The 23,951-nt window shown below is 57.0% G+C and carries 22 protein-coding genes; 9 read left to right on the plus strand and 13 right to left on the minus strand.

Features of this window, described 5'->3' with window-relative positions; genetic code table 11:
• Nucleotides 1-39: 39 nt before the first annotated feature.
• Nucleotides 40-1,068: a zinc-binding alcohol dehydrogenase family protein gene (locus ABDW13_RS06670; RefSeq protein WP_343551697.1), complete on the minus strand. Its 1,029-nt coding sequence runs from the start codon at nt 1,066-1,068 to the stop codon at nt 40-42.
• Between the two features lie 135 nt (nt 1,069-1,203).
• Between ABDW13_RS06670 and ABDW13_RS06675 the strand changes: the two genes are divergently transcribed.
• Nucleotides 1,204-2,106 (plus strand): GntR family transcriptional regulator, encoded by a 903-nt coding sequence (locus ABDW13_RS06675; protein WP_343551698.1) that lies wholly within the window; start codon nt 1,204-1,206, stop codon nt 2,104-2,106.
• A gap of 174 nt (nt 2,107-2,280) precedes the next feature.
• Nucleotides 2,281-3,633 carry an MFS transporter gene (locus ABDW13_RS06680; protein WP_343551699.1) on the plus strand — a complete coding sequence of 451 codons (1,353 nt, stop codon included), beginning with the start codon at nt 2,281-2,283 and terminating at the stop codon, nt 3,631-3,633.
• A 40-nt stretch (nt 3,634-3,673) separates the two neighbouring features.
• Here the strand turns inward: ABDW13_RS06680 and ABDW13_RS06685 are convergent, their stop codons facing one another.
• Nucleotides 3,674-4,588 carry a LysR family transcriptional regulator gene (locus tag ABDW13_RS06685; RefSeq protein ID WP_343551700.1) on the minus strand — a complete coding sequence of 305 codons (915 nt, stop codon included), beginning with the start codon at nt 4,586-4,588 and terminating at the stop codon, nt 3,674-3,676.
• A 2-nt stretch (nt 4,589-4,590) separates the two neighbouring features.
• Entirely contained in the window at nt 4,591-5,646 is a 1,056-nt protein-coding gene (locus tag ABDW13_RS06690; RefSeq protein WP_343551701.1) for a dipeptidase, read from the minus strand.
• A gap of 198 nt (nt 5,647-5,844) precedes the next feature.
• Here ABDW13_RS06690 and ABDW13_RS06695 point away from each other — a divergent pair, with 198 nt between their 5' ends.
• From ABDW13_RS06695 to ABDW13_RS06720, 6 genes are read left to right on the plus strand one after another with little or no spacing between them, the layout of a single operon-like run.
• Nucleotides 5,845-7,440 carry an ABC transporter substrate-binding protein gene (locus ABDW13_RS06695; protein ID WP_343551702.1) on the plus strand — a complete coding sequence of 532 codons (1,596 nt, stop codon included), beginning with the start codon at nt 5,845-5,847 and terminating at the stop codon, nt 7,438-7,440.
• The gene (locus tag ABDW13_RS06700) at nt 7,440-8,450 is read left to right on the plus strand and encodes an ABC transporter permease (RefSeq protein WP_343551744.1); all 1,011 of its coding nucleotides are present in this window, start codon (nt 7,440-7,442) and stop codon (nt 8,448-8,450) included. The genes ABDW13_RS06695 and ABDW13_RS06700 overlap by 1 nt, the downstream gene beginning before the upstream one ends.
• Nucleotides 8,447-9,346 (plus strand): ABC transporter permease, encoded by a 900-nt coding sequence (locus ABDW13_RS06705; RefSeq protein ID WP_343551703.1) that lies wholly within the window; start codon nt 8,447-8,449, stop codon nt 9,344-9,346. The genes ABDW13_RS06700 and ABDW13_RS06705 overlap by 4 nt, the downstream gene beginning before the upstream one ends.
• Nucleotides 9,347-10,174, plus strand: a complete 828-nt coding sequence (locus ABDW13_RS06710; protein ID WP_343551704.1) for an ABC transporter ATP-binding protein — start codon at nt 9,347-9,349, stop codon at nt 10,172-10,174. It abuts the gene before it with no gap.
• A 3-nt stretch (nt 10,175-10,177) separates the two neighbouring features.
• Nucleotides 10,178-10,918, plus strand: coding sequence for an ABC transporter ATP-binding protein (locus tag ABDW13_RS06715; RefSeq protein WP_343551706.1), 741 nt, complete (start codon nt 10,178-10,180; stop codon nt 10,916-10,918).
• Nucleotides 10,915-12,426: a serine hydrolase domain-containing protein gene (locus tag ABDW13_RS06720; RefSeq protein WP_343551707.1), complete on the plus strand. Its 1,512-nt coding sequence runs from the start codon at nt 10,915-10,917 to the stop codon at nt 12,424-12,426. Before ABDW13_RS06715 ends, ABDW13_RS06720 begins: the two co-directional genes overlap by 4 nt.
• Here the strand turns inward: ABDW13_RS06720 and ABDW13_RS06725 are convergent.
• From ABDW13_RS06725 to dgcN, 9 genes are all read right to left on the minus strand, one after another.
• Entirely contained in the window at nt 12,423-13,259 is an 837-nt protein-coding gene (locus ABDW13_RS06725) for a fumarylacetoacetate hydrolase family protein (protein WP_343551708.1), read from the minus strand. The two genes, ABDW13_RS06720 and ABDW13_RS06725, sit on opposite strands and share 4 nt — an antisense overlap.
• A 107-nt stretch (nt 13,260-13,366) precedes the next feature.
• On the minus strand, nt 13,367-14,188 hold the full coding sequence (locus tag ABDW13_RS06730) for a M55 family metallopeptidase (RefSeq protein ID WP_343551709.1): 822 nt from the start codon (nt 14,186-14,188) through the stop codon (nt 13,367-13,369).
• The gene (locus tag ABDW13_RS06735) at nt 14,188-15,228 is read right to left on the minus strand and encodes a P1 family peptidase (protein ID WP_343551710.1); all 1,041 of its coding nucleotides are present in this window, start codon (nt 15,226-15,228) and stop codon (nt 14,188-14,190) included. Before ABDW13_RS06735 ends, ABDW13_RS06730 begins: the two co-directional genes overlap by 1 nt.
• Nucleotides 15,229-15,230: 2 nt before the next feature.
• Nucleotides 15,231-16,115 (minus strand): ABC transporter permease subunit, encoded by an 885-nt coding sequence (locus ABDW13_RS06740; RefSeq protein ID WP_343551711.1) that lies wholly within the window; start codon nt 16,113-16,115, stop codon nt 15,231-15,233.
• Nucleotides 16,115-17,044: an ABC transporter permease subunit gene (locus ABDW13_RS06745; protein WP_343551712.1), complete on the minus strand. Its 930-nt coding sequence runs from the start codon at nt 17,042-17,044 to the stop codon at nt 16,115-16,117. The genes ABDW13_RS06740 and ABDW13_RS06745 overlap by 1 nt, the downstream gene beginning before the upstream one ends.
• A gap of 163 nt (nt 17,045-17,207) precedes the next feature.
• Complete coding sequence (locus ABDW13_RS06750; protein ID WP_343551713.1) at nt 17,208-18,749, minus strand: glutathione ABC transporter substrate-binding protein; 1,542 nt, start codon at nt 18,747-18,749, stop codon at nt 17,208-17,210.
• Nucleotides 18,750-18,770: 21 nt separating this feature from the next.
• Nucleotides 18,771-20,633: an ABC transporter ATP-binding protein gene (locus ABDW13_RS06755; protein ID WP_343551714.1), complete on the minus strand. Its 1,863-nt coding sequence runs from the start codon at nt 20,631-20,633 to the stop codon at nt 18,771-18,773.
• A gap of 18 nt (nt 20,634-20,651) precedes the next feature.
• Complete coding sequence (gene dgcA, locus ABDW13_RS06760; protein ID WP_343551715.1) at nt 20,652-21,617, minus strand: N-acetyl-D-Glu racemase DgcA; 966 nt, start codon at nt 21,615-21,617, stop codon at nt 20,652-20,654.
• A gap of 1 nt (nt 21,618) precedes the next feature.
• Complete coding sequence (gene dgcN / locus ABDW13_RS06765) at nt 21,619-22,626, minus strand: N-acetyltransferase DgcN (RefSeq protein ID WP_343551745.1); 1,008 nt, start codon at nt 22,624-22,626, stop codon at nt 21,619-21,621.
• Nucleotides 22,627-22,747: 121 nt separating this feature from the next.
• On the opposite strand from dgcN, the gene ABDW13_RS06770 reads away from it, so the two are divergent.
• Nucleotides 22,748-23,038, plus strand: a complete 291-nt coding sequence (locus tag ABDW13_RS06770; RefSeq protein ID WP_343551716.1) for a hypothetical protein — start codon at nt 22,748-22,750, stop codon at nt 23,036-23,038.
• A 137-nt stretch (nt 23,039-23,175) separates the two neighbouring features.
• Here the strand turns inward: ABDW13_RS06770 and mntP are convergent, their stop codons facing one another.
• Nucleotides 23,176-23,748 (minus strand): manganese efflux pump MntP, encoded by a 573-nt coding sequence (mntP, locus tag ABDW13_RS06775; protein ID WP_343551717.1) that lies wholly within the window; start codon nt 23,746-23,748, stop codon nt 23,176-23,178.
• Nucleotides 23,749-23,951: the final 203 nt, after the last annotated feature.

Genomic DNA, 23,951 nt, shown 5'->3' on the forward strand with positions numbered 1-23,951 from the left:
GTCGCCATTCATGGTGACCAAATTTCATCGAAAGCAATATCAACGCTCGAAGTGAATCACGCCCTTAATCAGCTCGCGATTATTAATCACCTCGGATTCAAACGTTTCTGCCAGCGTTGAGAAATCATAATGTCGGTTCAGCATGATATCGGCACGAAGCTGACCATTCGCCATCAACTCGCGTACTTTGGCGAAATCTTCCAATGTAGCGTTGCGGCTGCCCATCAAGGTGGTTTCACGTTTGTGGAACTCGATATCCGGGATCACCAGATCGCCTTTGTGCAGGCCGACGAACACGATGGTGCCGCCATGACGAATCAAATTCACCGCGCCGTTCATCGCCGCTGGACTGCCGGTGGCATCGATCACTTTGGCGGCTAAACGTCCACCAAATTCCGCGCGCAGTTGCGCTTCAAAATCGGCTTCTAATGGATTAACGGTGGCTAAAGCCAGTTGCTGCGCCACATGCGCGCGGCGCTGTTCGCTGGTGTCGGCCACCACCACTTTCGCCCCTGCGGCTGCGGCAATCGCCGCCACGCCCAGCCCAATCGGGCCTGCGCCGACCACTAAAACATGTTCATCGGCTGCAACAGCAGCGCGCCGGACTGCGTGGGCGCTAATGGCAAACGGTTCGATCAGCGCCGCCGCTTCTGGATCAACATCATCCACCGCCAATAAATTGCTGGCGGGCACGCTGAGAAATTCACAGAAACCGCCGTCCTGATGCACGCCAATCACCGAGATTTTTTCACAGCAGTTGGTTTTTCCGCTCAGGCACGCATCGCACTGCTGGCAGGCAACATACGGAATCAACGCCACGCGCTGACCGACAGAAAAGCCGTTCGCCTGGCTACCAAGTGCCACCACTTCGCCACACAGTTCATGGCCCAACACGCGCGGATAGCTAAAGAACGGCTGATTGCCGGCCCATGCATGAATGTCGGTGCCGCAAATCCCGGCGGCGATCGGTTTGATTAACACTTCCTGTGCGGCAGGTGTTGGCTTGGCACGCTGTTGCCACACCATGTGGCGCGGCTCGGCGACCACCAGAGTTTTCATCGTTGTCATCGGTTTCTCCTGTGCTGATGCCGAAGTTATGGCGAAAATCGCCGATGGCGGGTTTTTAGCGTGAATGAAGTGTGAAGTCAGACGCTTTTTTTGGGCTTTGTATGGTTTTTAATAAATAAAAAACCGGAGACCGTGATGAGCCGCAGCCAGAACTTACGTCAGAACGTGATTAACCAAATGCTGGATGGCATCGCCAGACGGCATATTCGTTCGCCGTTGCCACCGCAGGCGGCGCTGGCTGAGATGTTCAACATCAGTCGCACCACGGTGCGCCATACCTTGCAGCATTTACATCAACGCGGCGTGCTGGATAAGGTCGATGAAACTTACGTGATCGTGCGCGATCCCAGCGAAGAAGATGGTTTTAACGCCTTAACGCCACCGATAGAGCAGCAAGCGTTGCAGTTCGAGCAGAGCTTTTTCAACCTAATTAACCAGCGACAATTAATGCCCGGCGATACCTTCAGCGAGCTGCAACTGGCGCAACGGGTGAAAGTCAGCCCAATCGTAGTACGTGAATTTTTGCTGCGTTTTATGCGTTACGACTTACTCGAGCCAGTAAAGCGCGGCCAATGGCGCATGAAAAAGTTTGATCAGACCTACGCCGAGAACCTGTTTGAATTGCGTGAAATGCTGGAAACTCACGCCCTCACCCGTTTTCTTAATCTGCCTTCTCAGGATGAGCGCTGGATGCAGGCGCGTGATTTATTAGATCGCCACCGCGCGATGCGTGACACCATCGCCAGCAATTATCGCCACTTCGCCGCACTGGATAAGGAGATGCACACGCTGATTCTCTCCGCCGCCAACAATCCGTTTTTTAATCAGTCGCTGGAGATTATTTCGGTGATTTTTCACTCGCATTATCAATGGGATGAAACCGATCTCAAGCAGCGCAATATTGTGGCGCTCGAGGAACACATGGCGATTCTTACCGCGCTGATCAGTCGTCAGGATGTGGAAGCGCTATTTGCCCTGCACAATCATCTCGATACCGCCAAGACCTCGATGATCCGTTCCATCCGCCAATACAATTAAAAACCGATTAAAAACCACAAAGCATTAGCTCCCGCACGAATCTGAAACATCTGCGCAACATCCCGTTCCAATCCCTTCTAGTCTCGAAGTCAATCCGTTGGGGCAGCACCGATTGGCTGCCGCAGGATCCCACACTGACACATAACGATAAGTACCCAGATCCGGGAGGTCGCAATGGAAAATACTTCGGCTCGTGGCCGCGAAAACGCGCCGCAACCCACCAACGACGGGCAAGCATTTATCCCGGCGCGCGGTGATGTGGTGAGATCAAAGCGCATCAAAAAGATTCAGGTCACAGCCATGTTGCTGCTGCTGTTTGCCGCGATGATCAACTATCTCGACCGCAGTTCGCTGTCGGTGGCCAATATGACCATTCGCGGCGAGCTGGGCTTATCCGCTACCGAAATTGGCTTGCTGCTGTCGGCGTTTTCGCTGGCTTACGGTCTGGCGCAATTGCCGTGTGGTGCGCTGCTGGATCGCAAAGGGCCGCGCATCATGCTGGCGATTGGCATGTTTTTCTGGTCGCTGTTCCAGGCCGCCGCCGGTTTAGTGCATAACTTCACACAGTTTATTTTGGTGCGTATCGGTTTGGGAATTGGTGAAGCGCCAATGAACCCGTGCGGCGTGAAGGTGATCAACGACTGGTTCAACATCAAAGATCGCGGCATGCCGATGGGCATGTTCAATGCGGCGTCGATGATTGGTTTGTCGATTGCACCACCGATTCTGGCGGCGATGATGATGGTGATGGGCTGGCGCGGCATGTTCGTCACCATCGGTGTTCTCGGCATGTTCCTCGCGGTGGGCTGGTATTTGATGTACCGCGATCGCGATAACAACAAGCTGAGCGGCGAGGAGATTCACTATTTGCAGGCGGGCAGCGTGGCGTCACGCAAAGAGCCGCTGAGCTTTGCCGAGTGGCGCGGCCTGTTCAAGCAGCGCACCATGTGGGGCATGATGATTGGCTTCAGCGGCATCAATTACACTGCGTGGCTGTACATCGCCTGGCTGCCGGGTTATTTGCAATCGACTTATAACCTTGATTTGAAAAGCACCGGTTTGCTGGCGGCAATTCCGTTCCTGTTCGGCGCGGCGGGCATGCTGCTGAACGGTTACGTGGTCGATGCGCTGGTGCGTCGCGGCCACAATGCGGTGAAAGTGCGTAAGGTTTCAATTGTCACCGGCATGCTGTTCTCAGCAGCGTTCACCGCTTTCGTGACGCGTGCCACCGACACTACCAGCGCGGTAACGCTGATTGGTATGGCGCTGTTTTGCATCCACTTTGCCGGTACATCATGCTGGGGTTTGATTCACGCCAACGTCACGGCGCGCATGACGGCATCAGTCGGGAGCATCCAGAACTTTGCCAGCTTTGTATTCGCCTCGTTCGCGCCGGTGATTACCGGTTGGGTGCTGGATACCACCAAATCGTTTAGCCTGGCATTGATGATTTGCGCCGGAGTGACGGTGGTGGGTGCGCTGGCGTATTTGCTGTTGGTGCGTAAACCGATTACCGATGGGGTTTGATTTAGAGTTAGATGTGAAAGGGTCGCCATGAATGGCGACCTTACGCCGGCCGCGTAAAAAACTGTGATTCACATTGTCGCGCAATCTCCCACAACTTCTGTCGAATCACCTGTTTTAACTGTAAAGTCGATTGCGATTGCGGCTGATCGCGACGACTGATCAACATCACTTCAAACGGCAGCGGCTGCGCCACTGGCAACAGCTTGAGCTGGTCGGCATAGCGGCAAGCGGTAAACAGATCGACAATCCCCACGCCGCCGCCCGCCAGCACCATATCGGCAATCACCGAATAAGTTTTAATCGACAGCGACACCGCCGGATTGAGCGCTTTGTCGCGCAGCGCGCGGTGCAACACGCGGCCGAGCGGATCCTGATTCTGCATCATCAGCAAATTATTGGCGCACAGCCACTCCAGCGTCACCGGCTCGTTGTGGGTGTGATCGCGCGGCAGCAGCGCCACCATCGACGATTGGAACAGCGGTTCCGCCAGTAAGTCGGCATCAACCTGCTGTCCAAACACCAGCGCGAAATCGAGCTGATTATCCATCAGCATGCGGCACAAAGTGCTGAAGTGTTCGGTCACCAGTTCCACGCTCACTGAACTGGCTTGCTGACGCCAATTCACCAACGCCGGTGCCAGCACCATTTGACCAAACGCATGCGCTGCACCCACGCGCACCGTTTGTCCTTCGCCGCGCCGCAGTTGTTCGGTGAGTTGGGTAATTGATTGCAAACGTTGATAAATATCTTCGACTTCCGGCAACAAACGCCGCCCTTCCGCAGTGACAATCATGCCCTGCGCGCGCCGTTCAAACAGCGCAAAACCCAACTGTTGCTCGGCATGATGCAGCACGCGGCTGACGTTGGGCTGCGAGACATTGAGCAGGCGCGCCGCCGCACTGATGCTGCCGGTCTGCACAATCGCCTGAAACACCTCAATGTGACGCAGCCGCATGATTATTCGCCCCAGGTCGCTTCGAGCACGCGCAGCCAGTTGCCGTAGCAAATTTTCTTCAGCAGCTCACGCGAGTAACCGCGCGCCGCCAGCGCCTGCACCAGCAGCGGGAAACCCGCCACATCTTTCAGATCGCCCGGCATGGTGGCACCGTCGAGATCCGAGCCAAAGCCAACGCCATCTTCCCCGACTTTTTCCAGCAAATATTCAACGTGACGCACAATGGCATCGACGCCGGTTGGCGCATTACGGTCGCCATCTTCACGCAGGAACGGCACAGCGAAATTGACGCCAACAAAGCCGTTGGTTTCGGCAATCGCCGCCAGTTGGCGATCGGTGAGATTGCGCGACTGCGCGCTGATCACATGCGCATTAGAGTGGCTCGCCACCAGCGGCGCATCACTGATGGCAGCGGTGTGCCAGAAACCCTTCTCATCCATGTGCGACAAATCGACCATGATGCGACGGCGATTGCAGTCGCGTACCAGCTGTTTGCCGGCTTCGGTCAAGCCGTTGCCGATGTCTGGCGATGATGGATAAAGGAACGGCACGCCGTCGCCAAACTGATTCGGTCGGCTCCACAGCGGGCCAAGCGTACGCAAACCACTGGCGTACAGCAGATCGAGCAATTCACCGTTGGTATCCAGCGCTTCCGCGCCTTCTACATGCATCACCACCGCCAGCACATCACGCGCCATGCACTCACGAATTTCGCGCACGCTGCGGCAAATCTTCACCTGACCGTTGGAAGCCTGCTCGATACGCAGCAGCAGCGCCAGCATGGAAAAGGTGGCATCACGCGCAGAGCTGATAATTTCCTGAGGAAAATCTGAGAGGTCTGGCGCACTTCTTGCAATCAGAGGATGAGACGGCACCCAAGTGGCAAAAATTCCACCTACCATTTTTCCCTGGCGGATACGCGGAAAGTCCATTTGGCCGCGTTCGGTGCCGTTGAAAAAGGCCTCAACTGCGTTGGGTTGGTGGTGCTGCCACAGCTTGTTGAGGACGTCGTTGTGGCCGTCAAACACCGGAATGTCGAGGTGAAGAGAATCAGACATGTTGTATCGGTTCCATATTCAGGGGAAAGCACGGCGCTGCCAGTTGGCGGAGCAAGTTGCACCAGAAAGAGGCATGCGCGGGCGAGTGAAACAAACGATGTAATGTCGGTATTAATCCTCTCGCCGGTAACGAAAGTCAAGATAAAAAACAGCCAAATAACAAATTTTAATTTTAATAATCAATAACTTGGAGTTGTCATGGTAACCAGAAGACGTTTTCTTGCAGGATGCACCGCCGTGCCCGTTGTTTCCTATCTCAGCCTCAATTCTGCCTTTGCTGTCACGCCACCTAGCATGTTGGTGATCGCCATGCAGCTCGACAACATCACCAGCCTCGATCCACATGAAAGCTTTGAAGCCACTGGCGGCCAGATCTGCGGCAACCTGTATCAACGTCTGGTCACGCCCGATCCACAACAAGCCGATAAAGTGATTGGGCAACTGGCGCAAAGCTGGGATGTCAGCAGCGATAACGGCACTTACACTTTCCATCTCGATCCGGCGGCGAAATTTGCTGATGGTTCGCCACTCACCGCTGAAGATGTGGCGTTCTCGATTGAGCGTATTGTGAAGCTGGATAAAAGCCCGGCGTTTATCATCAACCAGTTTGGTTTTACCAAAGACAACGTGACGCAGTTGGTGACGGCGAAAGATGCGCACACCGTGGAGATGAAACTCGGCGCGCCAGCGGCAGAAACCTTCCTGCTGTATTGCTTATCGGCGACGGTTGGCAGCATCGTGTCGAAAAAAGCCTGTCTGGCAAATCAGCAAAACAACGATTTTGGCAACGGCTGGCTGAAGCAGCACAGCGCCGGTTCCGGTGCTTTCACCCTGCGCACCTGGAATGCCAGCGAAACGGTGATTCTGGAGATCAGCCCGCAATATAAAGGCGCGAGCAAAACCAAGCGCGTGCTGCTCAAGCACATTGCCGACCCAGCCGCGCAGGCGCTGATGCTGAAAAAAGGCGATGTCGATGCGGCGTACGACCTCACCACCGAGCAGCTGTTGCAGGTGAAAAACGACAGCAGCGTGGCGCTGGTGAATCAGTCGCTCTCCGCCATCATGTTGATGTCGTGCAACACCAATAATCAGTACCTGAAAAAGCCGCAAGTGTGGCAGGCGCTGAAGTGGGCGCTGGATTACGACAGCATCCAGAAAAACATCCTGTCGATGAGTTTTGTCACCCATCAAAGCTTCCTGCCGAGCGGTTTCCCGGCGGCGCTGGATGACACGCCATTCCACAAAGATCTCGCCAAAGCCAAAGCGTTGCTGGCTGAAGCCGGTTATCCGGATGGCTTTGAAATCACCCTTGATCACTACTCAGCGCAGCCGTATCCGGATATCGCTCAGGCGATTCAAACGCAGTTGGCCGCGATTGGCATCAAAGTGTCGTTGATTGCCGCCGAAAACCGTCAGGTATTGACCAAAATGCGTGCGCGTCAGCATCAATTGGCCTTGACCGTCTGGGGCGCGGATTACTTCGATCCTAACTCCAATACTGAAGCGTTCTGCGTCAACACCGACAACAGTGATAACGCGCGTGCGCGTACCCTGGCGTGGCGTTGCAGCTGGTCTGACGATGCGTTCAACAAGCTGACCGAGCAGGCGCTGCACGAGCCGGATCCGGCCAAGCGTATTGCGCTGTATCAGCAGATTCAACAGATGGGCCGCGAGAAGAGTCCGTTCATTTTCATGATGCAGAAGACCAAAAACGTGGCGACAGGCAAAGGCCTTTCTGACGTCCACATGACCGTGCTGGAACAATGGCCGTATGCGCAGGTGAAAAAAGCCTGATGCCGTTACTGAAGAAAATCGTCAGCACCTTGGGAAGCCTGGTGCTGACGCTGTTTGGCTTGTCGGTTTTGACCTTTTTCATTGGCCGCGTGATGCCCACCGATCCGGTGCTGGCGGCAGTCGGTGATAACGCGCCGCAATCTGTCGTCGAACGCGTGCGCGCGGAAATGGGGCTGGATCAGCCCCTTTACGTTCAGTTTGGTCACTATCTCAATCAACTGCTGCATGGCGATCTCGGCAAATCGATTCTCACCTCGAATCCGGTCAGCACCGATATCGCGCGCTTCTTCCCGGCGACCATGGAACTGGCCACCGCGGCGATCATCATCGCCGCGCTGGTTGGTATTCCGCTCGGCGTGTGGGCGGCAGTGCGCCAACGTTCGTGGATCGACCAAACCATTCGCGTGATTTGTCTCGCCGGACATTCGTTGCCGGTATTCGTGCTGGCGCTGTTAAGCCTGCTGGTGTTCTACGCGGTGCTCGGCATTGCGCCCGGCCCCGGACGGCAGGACATCATCTGGCAGGATATGGTGCCGCAAGTCACTGGCTTCCTGACCATCGATTCGCTGCTGGCCGGGGAAACCGACGCATTCTGGGATGCGCTGGCGCACATGGCGCAACCGGTGCTGATCCTCGCCTATTTCAGCATGGCCTACATCACACGTATGACGCGCACTTTCATGCTGAATGCGTTAGGCGGCGAGTTCGTGATTACCGCGCGCGCCAAAGGGTTGTCCTCACGCCGGGTGATTTGGCGTCATGCCTTTCCTACCGTGGCGGTGCAATTGGTGACGGTGCTGGCGCTGACCTATGCCGGATTGCTGGAGGGCGCGGTGGTGACGGAAAACGTCTTCGCCTGGCCGGGCCTCGGGCAATATCTCACCACTTCGCTGATGAACGCCGACATGAATCCGGTGGTCGGCGCGACCTTGTTAGTCGGCACCGTGTATGTGCTGCTCAATCAGCTGGCTGACCTTCTCTATCGACTTTGGGACCCGCGCGTAAAATGATCTTCTTTTCTCGAGAGTGGCTGCTGGACGATACGCCCGCCAATCGCCGTCAGGCGGTGTGGGGCCGACGCTATCGTCTGTGGCTCAGCCTGCGCAGCAATCCATTGGCGATGATGGGTTTGCTGGTGATTGCCGTGATGCTGTTTCTGGCGCTGTTTGCGCCGTTATTGACGCCATTTGATCCCGGCGTGCAGCACCTGGAAAATCGCCTCGCCGCACCTTCTTTTGCCCATTGGCTCGGTACCGATGAGTTGGGCCGCGATGTCTGGACGCGCATTATTTATGGCGGCCGCACCACGCTCGGCATGGTGATCGCCGTGGTGCTGCTGACGGCGCCGCTCGGTTTGCTGATTGGCTGCATCGCCGGTTATGCCGGCGGCTTTATCGATAAAGCGCTGATGCGCCTCACCGATATCTTCCTCGCCTTCCCACGTTTGATTCTGGCATTGGCGTTTGTCGCCGCGCTGAAACCGGGCGTTGAGAGCGCGATTCTAGCGATTGCACTGACTTCGTGGCCGCCGTATGCACGTTTGGCGCGCGCCGAAACCCTGCAATTCCGCCACAGCGATTTCATCGCTGCCAGCCGGTTGAGCGGTGCTTCGCCGCTGCGCATTATTCTGCGCCACATCATGCCGCTGTGCGTGCCGAGCCTGATTGTGCGCGTCACGCTGGATATGAGTTCCATCATTATTACCGCCGCCAGCCTCGGTTTCCTTGGCATGGGCGCGCAGCCGCCGTCACCGGAATGGGGCACGATGATCGCTACCGCACGTCGTTTCCTGTTCAGCGAATGGTGGGTGCCGTTAATGCCGTGTATCGCGATTTTCCTGACGTCGTTGGCGTTTAACTTTCTCGGCGACGGTCTGCGCGACGTGCTGGATCCTAAGGAGCGCTAAATGTTGGTGGAAATCGAGAACCTGCGCATTGCATTCCGCTCGCGCAGCGAAACTTTTGAAGCGGTGCGCGGCGTAAGTTTCAGCGTGGGCCGCGAGAAATTTGCCATCGTGGGCGAAAGCGGTTCAGGTAAGTCGCTGACCGCGCGCTGCCTGATGCAGTTGCTGCCGGGCAATGCTGAAGTCAGCGCTGACGTGCTGCGTTTTGATGGCATCGATCTGCGCGGTGCCAGTGAAAAAGTGCTGCGTAAAATTCGCGGCAAGCGCGTCGGTTTTATCCTGCAAGACCCGAAATATTCACTCAATCCGGTGATGACCATCGGCCAGCAAATTGCCGAAGCCTGGCGCGAGCACAAAGGCGGCAGCAAGAAAGCGGCGATGCAGGCGGCGATTGAGTTACTGGAACAGGTGAAGATTCGCGATCCCGAGGCGGTTGCCAAACGCTATCCGCATGAAGTGTCTGGCGGCATGGGCCAACGTGTGATGATTGCCATGATGCTGGCACCGGATCCAGAATTGTTGATCGCCGATGAACCGACCAGCGCACTGGATGCCACGGTGCAAGCCGAGATCCTCAAGCTGATTGACGAACTGGTGTCGGCGCGCGGCATGGGGCTGATTCTCATCAGTCACGATTTGCCGCTGGTGTCGCACTTCTGCGATCGCGTGGCGGTGATGTACGCCGGGCGCATTGTCGAGTTGCTCGACGCCGGGCAATTGCAGCAGGCGCAGCATCCGTATACGCGCGGATTGTTGGCGTGTTTGCCGTCGTTGCGCCATCCGCGCGAACGTTTACCGGTTTTACAACGCGATGCCGCGTGGCGGGAATAACCTATGATTCAAATCGATAATCTGCGCATCGCCTTTGGTGCGCACACGGTGGTGAAGGATGTCAGCTTTGCGGTTGGCAACGGCGAAAGCTTTGGCCTGGTCGGCGAAAGCGGCTCCGGCAAATCCACCATTCTGCGCGCGCTGGCCGGGCTGAATGCCGACTGGCACGGCAATATGCTGTTTGGCGGCATGCAACTTGGCGCGAAACGCAGCCGCGCCTTCTTCCGCCAGGTGCAAATGGTATTTCAGGACCCGTTTGGTTCGCTGCATCCGCGCCAAACTATTGACCGTATTCTGCATGAGCCGCTTTTGGTGCATCAGATGGATCGCGCCGAACAACGCATCAGCCAGGCGCTCAGCGAAGTCGGTTTGCCCGCGTCTGTGCGCTTCCGCTATCCGCATCAGCTTTCCGGCGGTCAACGTCAGCGAGTGGCGATTGCGCGCGCCCTGATTGCCGAACCGGAAGTGCTGCTGCTCGACGAACCCACTTCGGCGCTGGATGTTTCGGTGCAGGCAGAAATCCTGAATTTACTCAGCGATCTACGCAGCGAGCGCAAACTCACCTACATTATGGTGACGCATAACCTCGCGGTGGTAACGCATCTGTGTCAGCGCATTGGCGTGATGCAGCATGGCGAGATGGTGGAGCAACTCAGCGCCGACGATCTGCGCGCCAGGCGCATTCAGCATCCGCATACCGCCCAACTTTTCGATCTCAGCATGACGCTGGAGGAACCGGCATGAGCGCAAACTGGCAACGCGCCGCGGATGTCGCACAACAGATTACCGACAGCTGGCAGCAGCCTGGCGCGCCGGGTGGTGCGATGATTGTGTTTGATGCGCAGCAGATTCACTCAACCCATTGCGCTGGCCTGGCCGATCTGGCGCAGCAAACGCCGTTCAGCGCTGACAGCGTGGTACGTTTCGCCTCGATTACTAAGCATCTGTTTGCCGCGCTGGTCACCGGGCCGGGCCGTCGCTACCTGCAACTCGACGATACGCTGGCACAACATCTGCCGCAGCTCACTGGCGCTAACGGGCAGATTACTGTCGGCCAGGCGCTAGATATGAGTAGCGGTTTACCGGATCTACGTGAATCGTTGTCGCTGCTGGGATTGTCGGTGTACAACGCCACCAGCGCCGAAGATTTGCTGGACTTTATGGCGCGTGAAGATGAACTCAATTACCCGCCAGGCAGCGAGATTTCTTACACCAATACTGGTTATCGCCTGGTGGAAGAAGCGCTGAAAGCCAAAGGTGTTGGCTTCAACGATCTGTTGCAGCAGTACATCTGCGATCCGCTGGATATCAACCTGATTGCGCCGGATAGCTGGTTCGACATCGTGCCGGGTTTGGTGCCGGGATATTGGCAAAATGGCGAAAACTGGCAGCTTTCCAGCGCCGGATTGCATCTTTCGGCCTCAGGTAGTGTCACTGGCAGCCTCAATCATCTGACGCGCTGGCTGCAAAGTTTGCTGGCCGATAGCGGGCCGGGCGCAGGTGTGTTGCAGCGCCTGAGCGCGCCGCGCAATCTCAACGATGGGCGTACCAGCGGCTACGGTTTGGGCCTCGCCAGCTCGATGCTGGGCAGCCAGACGCTGTTCGGCCACGGCGGTTCACATGCTGGCTATAAAAGCTATTTCCTGCTGCATCCAGAGTTAAAACTCGGCGTGGCGTTGGTGGCGAATCGCGAGGACGTCACCACCTCAGAAAGCGCGTTACGCGTGATGGCGGCGCTGCTTAATCGTGAATTGCCGCAGAAAGGCCATGATTTGACGCCTGGCCTGTACGTGGCGGAACACGATGCCGATTGGCTAGAGATCAAAGGCGTTACCGCCACCTGGCTGGGCGCGGGCGAAACCTTATGGCGCGACGATAGCCACGGCGATGCGGTGTCGCTTTCCAGCACCTTCCCGATGCAGCTACGTCACGCTGGCGCGGCGATTGTCGGTGAGATTGGTCATGCGGTGCGGCGTTTTGTGCCGGTGCAGCCCGATCAAGCCAGCCTCGATCATCTGCAAGGACGTTGGTTCGCCGCAGAATGGCGCAGCGAATTGGAGATTGAGGGCGAGCGTTTAGTGATGGGCATCGGCCCGGCAGCGATTCGCGCAACCTTGCAGTCGCTGGGCGGCGATCGCCTATTAGCCACCGCGCAAGATGGCCCGTGGGAGAAGCGGTTCGTGATCGCGCGTGAAGGCGAGTCGCTGCGGCTGCTGCTTAACCGCAGCCGCGTGGTGAGATTTACGCGTTAGGCAATTTTATGCTGTAAACGGCCGATCTTCTCGATTTCCACTTCAATCTCATCGCCGGGGAACATAAACAACGGCGGCGTGCGTTTTTTACCGACGCCGCCCGGTGAACCGGTGATGATCACATCGCCCGGCGACAGTGGGCTGAAAGCAGAAATGTACTCGATGATCTTCGCCACCGGATGCACCATGCTGGCGGTAGTATCGTTCTGCACTTCGCGCTGATTGAGCCAGGTTTTGATCGCCAACTGCTGCGGATCGGGGATTTCATCGGCGGTAGTCATCCACGGCCCAAAACCGCCGGTCTGCTGCCAGTTTTTACCGGCGGTGAACCAGGTAAACTGCATGTCGCGCACCGTGGCATCCATAAAGCAGCTGTAACCGGCAACGTGTTGCAGCGCATCAGCCGCTTTCACCTGATAGGCATCTTTGCCGATGATCACCGCTAACTCGCCTTCGTAATCAAATTCTTGCGTGGTCGCCGGTTTCAGCAGTGGCTGTTGGTGCGCCGCCAGAGAATCAGCAAATCGCACAAATAAGGTTGGCGCTTCAATGGTCTCGGCGAACTCTTTGCGTTTGTCGGCGTAGTTCATGCCAACACAGAACACTTTGCCGGGATTTTCCACCACCGGCAGGAAGCGAATGGCGCTGAAGGGATGATCAATCGGCTGCGAAATGAAAGCGTCGAGATCGCGTAAACCGCCGCGTTGCAGCAAAGTTTTCAGATCCGGGCACTCTGCGCCGAGACGAGCGCCGATATCAATCACGCCCTCTTCCAATACGATACCGTAACTTTTTCTTTCCTGGTCAATAAGATAAAAACTGCAGAGCTGCATGACTGCCTCGTTGTTATAGCTAAATTGCGCGCAGGTTACCAAATACCAGCAGGAAATGCGGACCGACCTGCTGAATTAGCGGTCACCATCAATGGCGACCTTACGATTTAAGACTGCGTGCTCGCCAGATAGGAAAAGGCGCTGAGCAGGCTAATCAATGTGTTCATGTTGTCGGCGCGATAGCCGACCGTCACCGCATCAATGCGCGTGACGCCGGGAATCAGGCTGAACAAATCAGCCAGCACCGGTTTGCTGGCTTGTAGCGCCATCTCGTACGGCGCGCTCAAACGCGTGGTGCTGACTTGTCGCGCACGTTTTACCGCAGCGGTAGCGGCCGCGCGGATGGCGTTTTGCGCCGCTTGCGGACTGATCGATTCGGCACAGGTATGAGAAATCGCGCGCTTCACGCAAACGTAATCCACCGACGGATAATGCTCGGCAATCCAGCCTTGCAGCTGATCGTCACCGCTCACCAACCACAGCGGCGTACCCTGTTCAGCTGCCGCCGCCGCGTAGATATCGCTTTCGCCCATCACTTTGCCGTTGATGTGGATTCTCCAGAAGGCGCGGCCATTAATGGTGTGCGCCAGCACACCCGGTTCACCCGCCGCGCTGTGATAACCGATAAAAAACAGGCCATCAAACGGCTGTTGTTCAATGCCTTCGACCATCGATAAACCACGCGGTTTGCCTTGCACCATGCGCGCACGCGGATCGATATTTTCCGCGCGCAGGTTGGTCATTTGCGCGTGGCTATCGGCGACCACCACTTCAGTTGCGCCACCGGCAAATGCGCCGTCGATGGCAGCATTGACTTCCTGTTCCATTAATCCGCGCGCCAGCTGGTATTCCGCGTGACCAGGTGAACACTGTTCCGGACGCATCACGCCCGCGATGCCTTCGATGTCGGCAGAGATAAAGATTTTCATCAGATTAATTTGTCCAACACTTCAGTTAATGACGGGCGATGATGTCCGCGGAAACCGCTAACGGCTTCAGCGCTCAGCAAAGCATCCAGCACCGCGTGTTCGGTGGCGTCGGCGGCAGCAGCGAGTAGCGGTTCCAGCGCCGAGTCTTCAGGCGGTTGCGGTTGTGGCTGGGTGGAAAACGCCACCGCGATGTCGCCAGAACCGTGGCCCCAATAGCTGCCTAAACGGCCCAAACCGGCACCGGCGCGTTTGGCGATGCGCTTGAGTTGACGTGCATCGAGCGCTGCATCCGTGGCCATGATGATGATGATGGAACCGGCATCGCGCTGCGGCGTCAGTTCTGGTAGCAGCGGCGCGATCATTTCGCCAAGGCGCACGCCATCCAGCGTCAGCGCGGTTAACGCACCAAAGTTCGCCAGCACTAACACGCCCAACGTGGCGTTCAGCGAGGGAATCACGCGTGATGCGCTGCCAATGCCGCCTTTAAGGCTGAAACAACTCATGCCGCGCCCCGCACCGACGCTGCCGCGATCAAAATCTGGCGCGGCATTGTCCAGCGCCTGTTGCGCCATGGCTTCGGTGATCGCCAGCGCCTGAATGTCGTTGAGCCAGCCGTCGTTGCACTCCAGCGCCAGCGGGTTAACCGTCGGCAAGCTGCGACCCAATTCGCTGTTGCGGCTGATGGCGTCGCGCACCAGCGTGGTAAACAGCGTGCCGACCGCCAGCGTGTTGCTGAGTAAAATCGGCGTTTGCAGCACGCCTAACTCTTCGACTTGCACCAATCCCACCGGCTTGGCAAAACCGTTGAATACCGCTGCTGCACACGGCAACGGGTGGGTAAACAGGTTGTCGCCCGGTGGCACAATCGCGGTAACACCAGTTTGGATGTCACCCTGATCCAGCGTGTGATGGCCGACGCGCACGCCCGGCACATCGCTGATGCGATTGGTGGCACCGCAGGCGCTGCGCGGTTGTCCTAGCTGGCGCTCGCTGCGCCAGCGTTGCAGCAACAGATCGCGCTGCATTTGTTGAAAGTCCATGCTTAGCTCTTTAGTTTGGGATCGAGCGTGTCGCGCAGTGCATCACCCAGCAGGTTAAACGCCAGCACGGTAATAAAGATCGCCAGACCAGGAAACACGCTGACGTGCCATAAACCCGCCATCATCATGCTACGGCTCATCGCCAGAATATTGCCCCACTCCGGCACATCGGGTTCCGGGCCAAGGCCGATAAAACTCAGCCCAGCAGCAGTGAGAATACTGGTGCCTATACGCATAGTGAAATAGACAATCACGTTCGACAACGTGCCCGGCAGAATATGGCGCAGCAGAATCACGCGATCTGGCGCACCGGCACAGCGCACCGCTTCGACGTAAGCCGCTTGCTTCAACGATAAGGTAGAAGCACGTACGATGCGGGCAAACACCGGCACGCTGAAGATCGCCACCGCAATGATGACGTTATTCAAACCTGGGCCGAGAATCGCCACCACCGCAATCGCTAGCAGCATGCCGGGAAACGCGAACAGCACGTCGGAGCCGCGCATGATCAGCATATCAACCCAGCGACCGTAATAACCCGCCAGCAGACCGAGCAGCACGCCAACCACCATGCCGAGCGTCACCGACAATACGCCGACATACAGTGAAATACGTGCGCCAAAAATGATGCGGCTGAACAGGTCGCGACCGAGTTCGTCAGTGCCCATCCAGTGCGTGCTGGACGGCGGCGATGACAGCGCCATCCAGTCCGGCGCCATCGGATCCCACGGCGCCAGCCACGGGGCGAATATCGCCACCAGCACCAGCAACAACACAAAGCCGCCAGAGACCAACGCCAGCGGATTGCGCACCAGCGCGTGCAGGAAATCGCGCCACGGCGAACGGATCGCCTCCTGCGTTTGGGCAGGCAAAGATTGCAGACTCATCACGGCTCCTGTCGCAAGCGGATCGCGGGATTAACCACCGCGTACAGCAGATCAACCAGCAAGTTGATCACGATAAATTCAAACACGAACAGCATCACCAGCGCCTGGATCACCGGCTGATCCTGCGCTTTGATCGACTCGATCAGCAGCCAACCCAGTCCCGGCCAGTTGAAGACGCTTTCCACGACGATCGATCCGCCGAGCAGGAAACCAAACTGCAAACCGAGCATGGTGATCACCGGGATCAACGCGTTACGCATGACATGTTTCCACGTCACCAACCGATTGCGCAGCCCCTTGGCTTTGGCGGTGCGCACGTAATCTTCCTGCGCCACTTCAAGAAACGCCGAGCGGGTGAAGCGCGCCATCACCGCCGCGACCGAAGAACCGAGCGTGATGGCGGGCAACACGATGTCGCTGGGCTGATTGAAACCACTGACTGAGAACAGGCCAAACGGCATGGCGACGAACTGGATCAGCAGCAGGCCGAGCCAAAAAGTTGGCATGGAGATGCCGCCGACGGCGACGCTCATCAATGTCCAGTCCTGCCATTTGCCGCGTTTCAAGGCGGCAAATACGCCAAGGAATAAGCCGAGCAGCACCGACCAGGCAAAACCGGCCAGCGCCAGCCACATCGTCGGCATAAAGCCTTGTTTGATCACCTCAAGCACCGGTTGCTGGGTGCGATAAGTGATACCGAGATCGCCGCGCAGTAAGCCACCGATCCAGTTGATGTATTGCTGCGGCAGCGGATCGTTGAGACCAAGATGCTGACGCGCCGCTTCGACTGCGGCCAAAGGCGCATCCGGTCCGGCGTAGATGCGCGCCGGATCGCCGGGCAGCAATTTGATGAAGCCGAAGACCAGCAGCGAGACCACCAGCAGTACTGGGATCATCTCCAGCAATCGGCGAATGATGTATGCGAACATGCGGTTCCTTGGTTTTTTGGGATGATGCTCGCTGGCCCTCACCCCAGCCCTCTCCCACACGTGGGAGAGGGAGCAGACAGTGCCCCTCCAGGCGAGAGAGGACGTTGACCTTTCACCTATTCATCCCCTCTCCCACTTGTGGGAGAGGGTTAGGGTGAGGGAATTATTTAAACGCCGCTTGGGTATACAAGAAGTTGCCATCTGGCAGCATCGACACGCCGCTTAAAGTGCTGCGTTTGCCCACCAGGTTGTCTGGCGTGCCGAGGAACGCAACTGGCGCCTCTTGCCACAACACTTTCTGTGCGTCGGCATAAGCGGCACCGCGCTTGGTCGGATCGGCGGTAGCTAAACCTCCGGCGATGGCTTTGTCGGCATCGGCATTGCTGAAGTACGAAACGTTATACGAAGTCGGCACCCAGGATTCGGTGGCGTACAGCGGGCGCAGCGCCCAGTCGGCATCACCGGTTGAGGTTGACCAGCCGCCGTAATAGAGATCGAATTCCGCCTCTTTCGGGTCTTTTACGCCCCACAATTTGGCGTTACGCGTGCCGGAATCCATTGGCGTAACGGTGGCGCGAATGCCGACGGTCGCCAGTTGGGCTTTTAGCACCTGTGCCGCACGGACGCTGGCGGTGGCATTAGTCACCCACAATTTCAGGTCGAGGCCGTTCGGGTAACCGGCTTCTTTCAGCAACGCTTTGGCTTGATCCGGCGCGTAGTGATAGTTCGGCGCACTTTGCTTCTGGTAGAACTGTACGCCTTCTGGCATCGCCGAAGACGCCGGTTTGCCCATGCCGGCAAACGCCACTTTCAGCCACAGATCGCGATCGATGGCGTAGTTGATCGCCTGACGCACGCGCACATCATTCAGCGGTTTGTGCTGGGTGTTGATCGCCATGTAATAGAGATAAATGCTGGGATCGCGCTGGATCGCCAATTTGCTGTCACTCTGCACCGTGGCGATCAGATCCGATGGCAGCGGCCAGATCGCATCCAGCTGACCGGATTTCAGCGCGGCAACGCGCGTGGCATCTTCCGGGCTTGGCGAGAAGGTGACGTTATCGACCTTCGGCCAACCTTGCTGCCAGTAGCCGTCATATTTGGTCAAGCTGACCGCTTTGCCTGGCTGCCAGGATACGAACTTGAACGGGCCGGTGCCGACCGGATGCAAACGCAGCTGCGCTTCATCAGGATACTGCGCCAGAATCGCTGGGCTCCACATCACCGCCGACGGATGCGCAAGGGTGTTGATGAATGCACCAAATGATTGGTTCAACTCGATTTTCACCTGATCCGCTGCCAGCACCGTCACCTTGTCAATCATCTTGTACAGGCTGTTGCGCTTGAGGCCTTTTTTCTGATCGGCGAGGCGATCAAGGTTGGCTTTCACCGCGTTGGCATCAAATGGCGTGCCGTCCTGGAACATCACACCTTTGCGCAGCGTTAAGGTGAATTCAGTGGCGCTGTCGTTGCTGGTGTAACTGGTTGCCAGCCACGGCTGCAACTTCATCTGCGCATCGAACTGGAACAGGCGCTCAAAGATGCCGCTCTGCACCGAATAGCTGACGTTATCTGAAGTATCGTGCGGATCGAGGCCGGTGATATCGGCATACATCGAAATGCGCAGATCCTGCGCCTGAGCAGCGGCAGCCAACGAAAGGGTCAATCCCAGCGCAAGCGCAGTACGGCGAAAAATCGGGTTCATGAAATCTCCTGGTATTGAGGGTTAGCGCGAAACAAAATCAGCGACCCAGTGTTGCGGAGCAACCTGGCGATAACGCGGTTTAACGACCGTTTCTCCCACTTTGCGCAGCGGCGAAGGAATCTCGCCCTCTTCAAAGGTGCGGGGTTGACGGTTCTGAGGATCGGCTACCGGCACCGAGGCCAGCAGACGTTGGGTATATGGATGTTGCGGTTGGTTGAACACCGACTGGCGCGGCCCCAGCTCAACAATTTGGCCGAGATACATCACCGCCACGCGATTGGCGATGCGCTCAACCACCGCCATGTCGTGGGAGATGAAAATCCACGCCACGCCAGTTTGCTGTTGCAGATCCATCATCAGGTTAACCACCTGCGCCTGAATCGACACGTCGAGCGCAGAAACCGCTTCATCGGCAATAATCACTTTGGGTTTCAGCGCCATGGCGCGCGCAATGGCGATGCGTTGACGCTGGCCACCAGAGAATTCGTGTGGATAGCGCTGCGCATGCTCCGGCAGTAATCCAACGCTTTTTAGTAATGCATCAACCTGTGGCGAGGCTTCTTCCAGCGACTTGACCATGCCGTGCAGCAACAGCGGCTCGGCAATGGTAAAACCAACGGTGAGACGCGGATTGAGCGAGGCGTACGGATCCTGAAACACCATCTGGATTTCACGACGCAGCGGCTGGAACTCGGCCTCTTTTAAATTGGCGATTTCGCTGCCCTGGAAATGAATGCTGTCGGCCTGGCTTTTGATCAGCCGCATCAACGCACGGCCAGTGGTGGATTTTCCGCAGCCGCTTTCGCCAACAATCGCCAGCGTTTCGCCCGGCCACAGACTGAAATCGATCTGCTCCACCGCGTGCACTTGATGCGTCAGCGCCGAGAAGATGCCGCTGCGCACCGGGTAATAGACTTTCAGGCCGCGTACATCCAGCAGCGGCGTTTCGTCGTAACGCGCGGTGCGTTGTTCACTGTCGTGACTGATTTGGCTACCGAGCAGCGGAAAACGCTGCGGCCACGCGCGTTCACGCATGTCGCCAAGTTTCGGCACCGCCGCCAGCAACGCTTTGGTATAGGCATGCTGCGGCGCGTTGAAAATTTCGTTCACTGTGCCCTGCTCAACCACTTCACCGCGCAGCATCACCACCACGCGATCGGCAATTTCCGCCACCACGCCCATGTCGTGGGTGATGAACAGCACCGCCATCTGCTTCTCACGTTGCAGGTCACGCAGGATGTGCAGAATGCGCGCTTGCACCGTGACATCCAGCGCGGTGGTCGGTTCGTCGGCGATTAACAACTGTGGATCGCAGGCCAGCGCCTGAGCAATCATCACGCGCTGGCGCATGCCGCCGGAAAGGGAATGCGGGTAGCTTTTCATCACCCGATCAACATCGGCGATGCGGACCTGACGCAGCAGTTCACGCGCCCGCGCGTCGGCCTGATTTTTGTCGCAAATTTGGTGATCACGCAGCGCTTCAGTGAGCTGATCGCCGACGCGCAATACCGGATTGAGCGAGGTCATCGGCTCCTGGAAAATCATCGCCATTTCACGTCCACGCAGGGCGCGGCGCTGATTTTCATTCAGGTTCGCCAATTGATGCGTGCTGCCCTGGCGATCGCGGAACTGCATAGTGCCGCGATCGATGCGGCCAGAAGCCGCCAGCAAGCCCATCACCGCCAATGAAGTGACCGATTTTCCTGAGCCACTTTCGCCGACCACCGCGACGATTTCGCCCTGATTAATCGAAAAACTGATGCCTTTTAACGCCTGATTTTCGCCGCTGCGGCCACGAAAACTGACGCTAAGATCCTGAATCGCGAGCACCGGCGCTGAACCGGCAACGCTGGCGGCGTTGGGTGTAAGTAAAGTGTCCGTCATCGTTGCTCCGCGTGCGGGTTACAGCCAGATTCGGCCTTGAGCGTAAGAAAGGAAGGGCGAGCTATCGGCGGCCAACCAAATCGGGCCATCGAGATCGACATGTTCGGCGGCAATCGCCACGGGCAGCGCGGCTTCCATCGCCAGCGAAGAACCGAGCATGCAGCCCACCATCAAACGCATGTCGAGCTTTTGCGCATCGATCACCATCGCCAGCGCCTCGGTTAACCCGCCGCATTTATCCAGCTTGATGTTGATCATCTCGTAGCGATTACGCAGCTGCGCGATGTCCTCACGCGTGTGGCAGCTTTCATCGGCGCACACCGGAATCGGATGGGCAAAGCGCTGCAACTCCTGATCCTGACCAGCAGGCAATGGCTGCTCGACCATGGCAATGTTGTAGCTGACCAGCGCGTTGAGCAGGCTCGGCAAATCCACGCCCGACCAGGCTTCATTGGCATCAATGATCAAGGTGGCGCGCGGTGCGGCGGCGCGGATCGCGGCGACTTTCTCCAGAATCTCGTCGCGATTGAGTTTGATTTTCAGCAGGATGGCACCGCGTGATACTGCGTCGGCAGCGGCGGCGGCCATGTTTTCGATGGAATCGAGGCTGAGCGTTTCGGCAGTGATTACCGATTCCGGCGCAACACGCTGGCTTTGCTGCCAAATGGTTTGCTTAGCCAGCGCGGCATCAAGACGCCACAGCGCGCAGTCCAGCGCATTACGCGCTGAACCGGCAGGCAAACGGCTTTGCAGATCGAGACGGCTCAAACCCGCTTCGATGTCGGCGCGCAGCGCTTCCAGTTCGGCGTTGACGCTTTCCGGCGTTTCATCGTAACGCGGCGTGGGTGTGCATTCGCCGCGACCAATAAAACCGTTTTGCTCCAGCGTGACACGAATCACCGTCACCGCGGTGCGCGTGCCACGCGAAATGGCAAACGGACGCGCCAGCGGCAGCTCCAGCACTTCAATCTGCATGCGCCGCATATTAGCCACGCTCCTGCAACAAGGCGGCGATATCAGCAATGCCGAAACGCACCGGATCGGTAGCGGGCACGCCGAATTCAGCGCTGATTTCGGCGCAGTAAGCGCGTGCTTCGTCTTCGCTGTAATTCGAGGTGTTGATGGCGAAACCGGCCAGCTGCACGTTATCGCTGGTGACGTGCGCCGCGCGCAGATTGGCTTCCACGCAATCTTTCAGGCTGACCATTGGCTGATGCGGCAGATGGCGCATATGTGGACGGCCCATTTCGTGGCACATCACTAGCCAATGTGGCTGCGCACCGTGAATCAGGCCCATGCTGACGCCCGCATAAGAAGGATGGAACAGCGAACCCTGGCCTTCAACGATATCCCAATGATCGGCATCGTTAGCTGGCGACAACGCTTCAGCGGCACCGGCGATGAAGTCGGCAATCACCGCATCAATCGCAATACCTTCGCCTGCCACCAAAATGCCGGTTTGGCCGGTGGCACGGAAATCGGCTTTCATGCCGCGTTCACGCATCGCCGCTTCCAGCGCCAGCGAGGTGTACATCTTGCCCACTGAGCAATCGGTGCCGACAGTGAGTACACGCTTACCTTCGCGCTTTTTGCCGCTGCCAACGTTGAGTTTTGGACGCATGTGGCGCAGGTCGAACAGCTCAACGCCAAACTCTTTGGCTAATGCCACCAGCTCTGGCTCATCGACCAAGCGATGGTGCAAACCGCTGGCAACGTTCATGCCCGCCGCGATGGCGCTTTTTACCGTATCGAGCCAATGGGTTGGCAGATAGCCACCGGCATTGGCGGTGCCGAGCACCAAGGTTTTGGCACCGCGCGCTTTGGCGGCGGCAATGTCGAGTTCATCTAAACCCAGGCTCACGGTGCAGCCCGGCAATTTGATTTCGCCGACGCACTGCTCTGGTCGCCAGACCTGAATACCGCGCGCGGTTTTCGCTGCCAGTGGATCGGTTACATCGCCAAGAAAGAGTAAATAGGGTTGTGGGATCAGCATGATGTTTCTCGTTTCAGACAAGTTATAGGGCCTGAATCGACTATTTCACGCAGCAGAAAGGGTGACGAATGCTTGTTTGATTATAGGGTATAACCGCAGGCTATAGTCAGATCGAAAAGTGATGGCTGGAGAGCTAAATCAAGCGGTTAGAGGGATTTTTGTAACATTTGAGGCGGGAGAGATAAGAAAACGGTTGATAACCACCGGTCGATCCATGACCGCGATTATCGAGGGTATTCTGTGGCGTGAATTAGTTCATCGCGCCTGGCGGTACGTGTTTGAACGTTTCAACATAAGAACGGAACACGTAACGGAAAAAGCGTTTCATAAGGCACCTGGTTCAAAAATTGTTGAAGAAATACGCAAAAAGTATAACGAATGTGCGTTTTTACCGCAATTATTTTTGAAGTAGATCACAAAATGAAGGGGTTTGTAGCGGCGCGATTTATCGCGTTGTTTTGACCTTAACATCGTGCCCGCAGCAATATTGCGCAATAAATTGCGCCGCTACGAAAGGTGCGGGCATCCGATAAGGTTTAAGGCGTTGCCTTAGCTAATCCAGCCTAAATGCTCGCTGAGAATGGTGCAGCCGATGCTGATTAACACCACGCCGCCCAGCACTTCGGCCCATTTGCCCATTACCGGGCCGATGAAACGTCCAACCAATACGCCGGTGGTCGCCATAATGGTGGTGGCGGCACCGATGGTCACCGCGGTAAGAATAATATTGACCTGCAAGAAGGCCAGGCCGACACCGACGGCCAGCGCATCAAGGCTGGTCGCCACGGCGGTTAATGCCAGCACCATAAAACCGTGACGCTGCGGCGCTTCACAAGGCTCATCCGCGGTTTGACGGAAACCTTCCATTACCATACGCACGCCCAGCACGGTTAACAGGCCGAAAGCCACCCAATGATCCCACGCCATAATGTAGCGGCTGGCAGCTAGGCCAATCGCCCAACCAATCAATGGCGTCAGCATTTCGATGACACCAAAAATAAGGCCAGTACGCAGCGCTTCTTTTATGCCTGGGCGATGCAGTGACGCGCCTTTGCCCAGTGCGGCGGCGAAAGCGTCCATCGACATACCAAAGGCCAGAATCAGGGTTGCAATAAAAGTCATGGGTTTTCAATCAATGCTGCGGAACAGGCGGTTAAGCTGCTACTTCTCCGCATTTATTGTTCAGTAATGAAAAAGTGCGCGCAGTCTAACACGCAAAATCGCCAAAAAAAAGACAGTAAAATCAGGGATTTAAGTATAGCAAAGGCTATAACTCTTAACTTCCGCTATTTTTGACGCTAAGTGAATGGAATAGAAGAATTTTC

The organism is Pantoea sp., from assembly GCF_039594315.1.
Classification (GTDB): domain Bacteria; phylum Pseudomonadota; class Gammaproteobacteria; order Enterobacterales; family Enterobacteriaceae; genus Pantoea.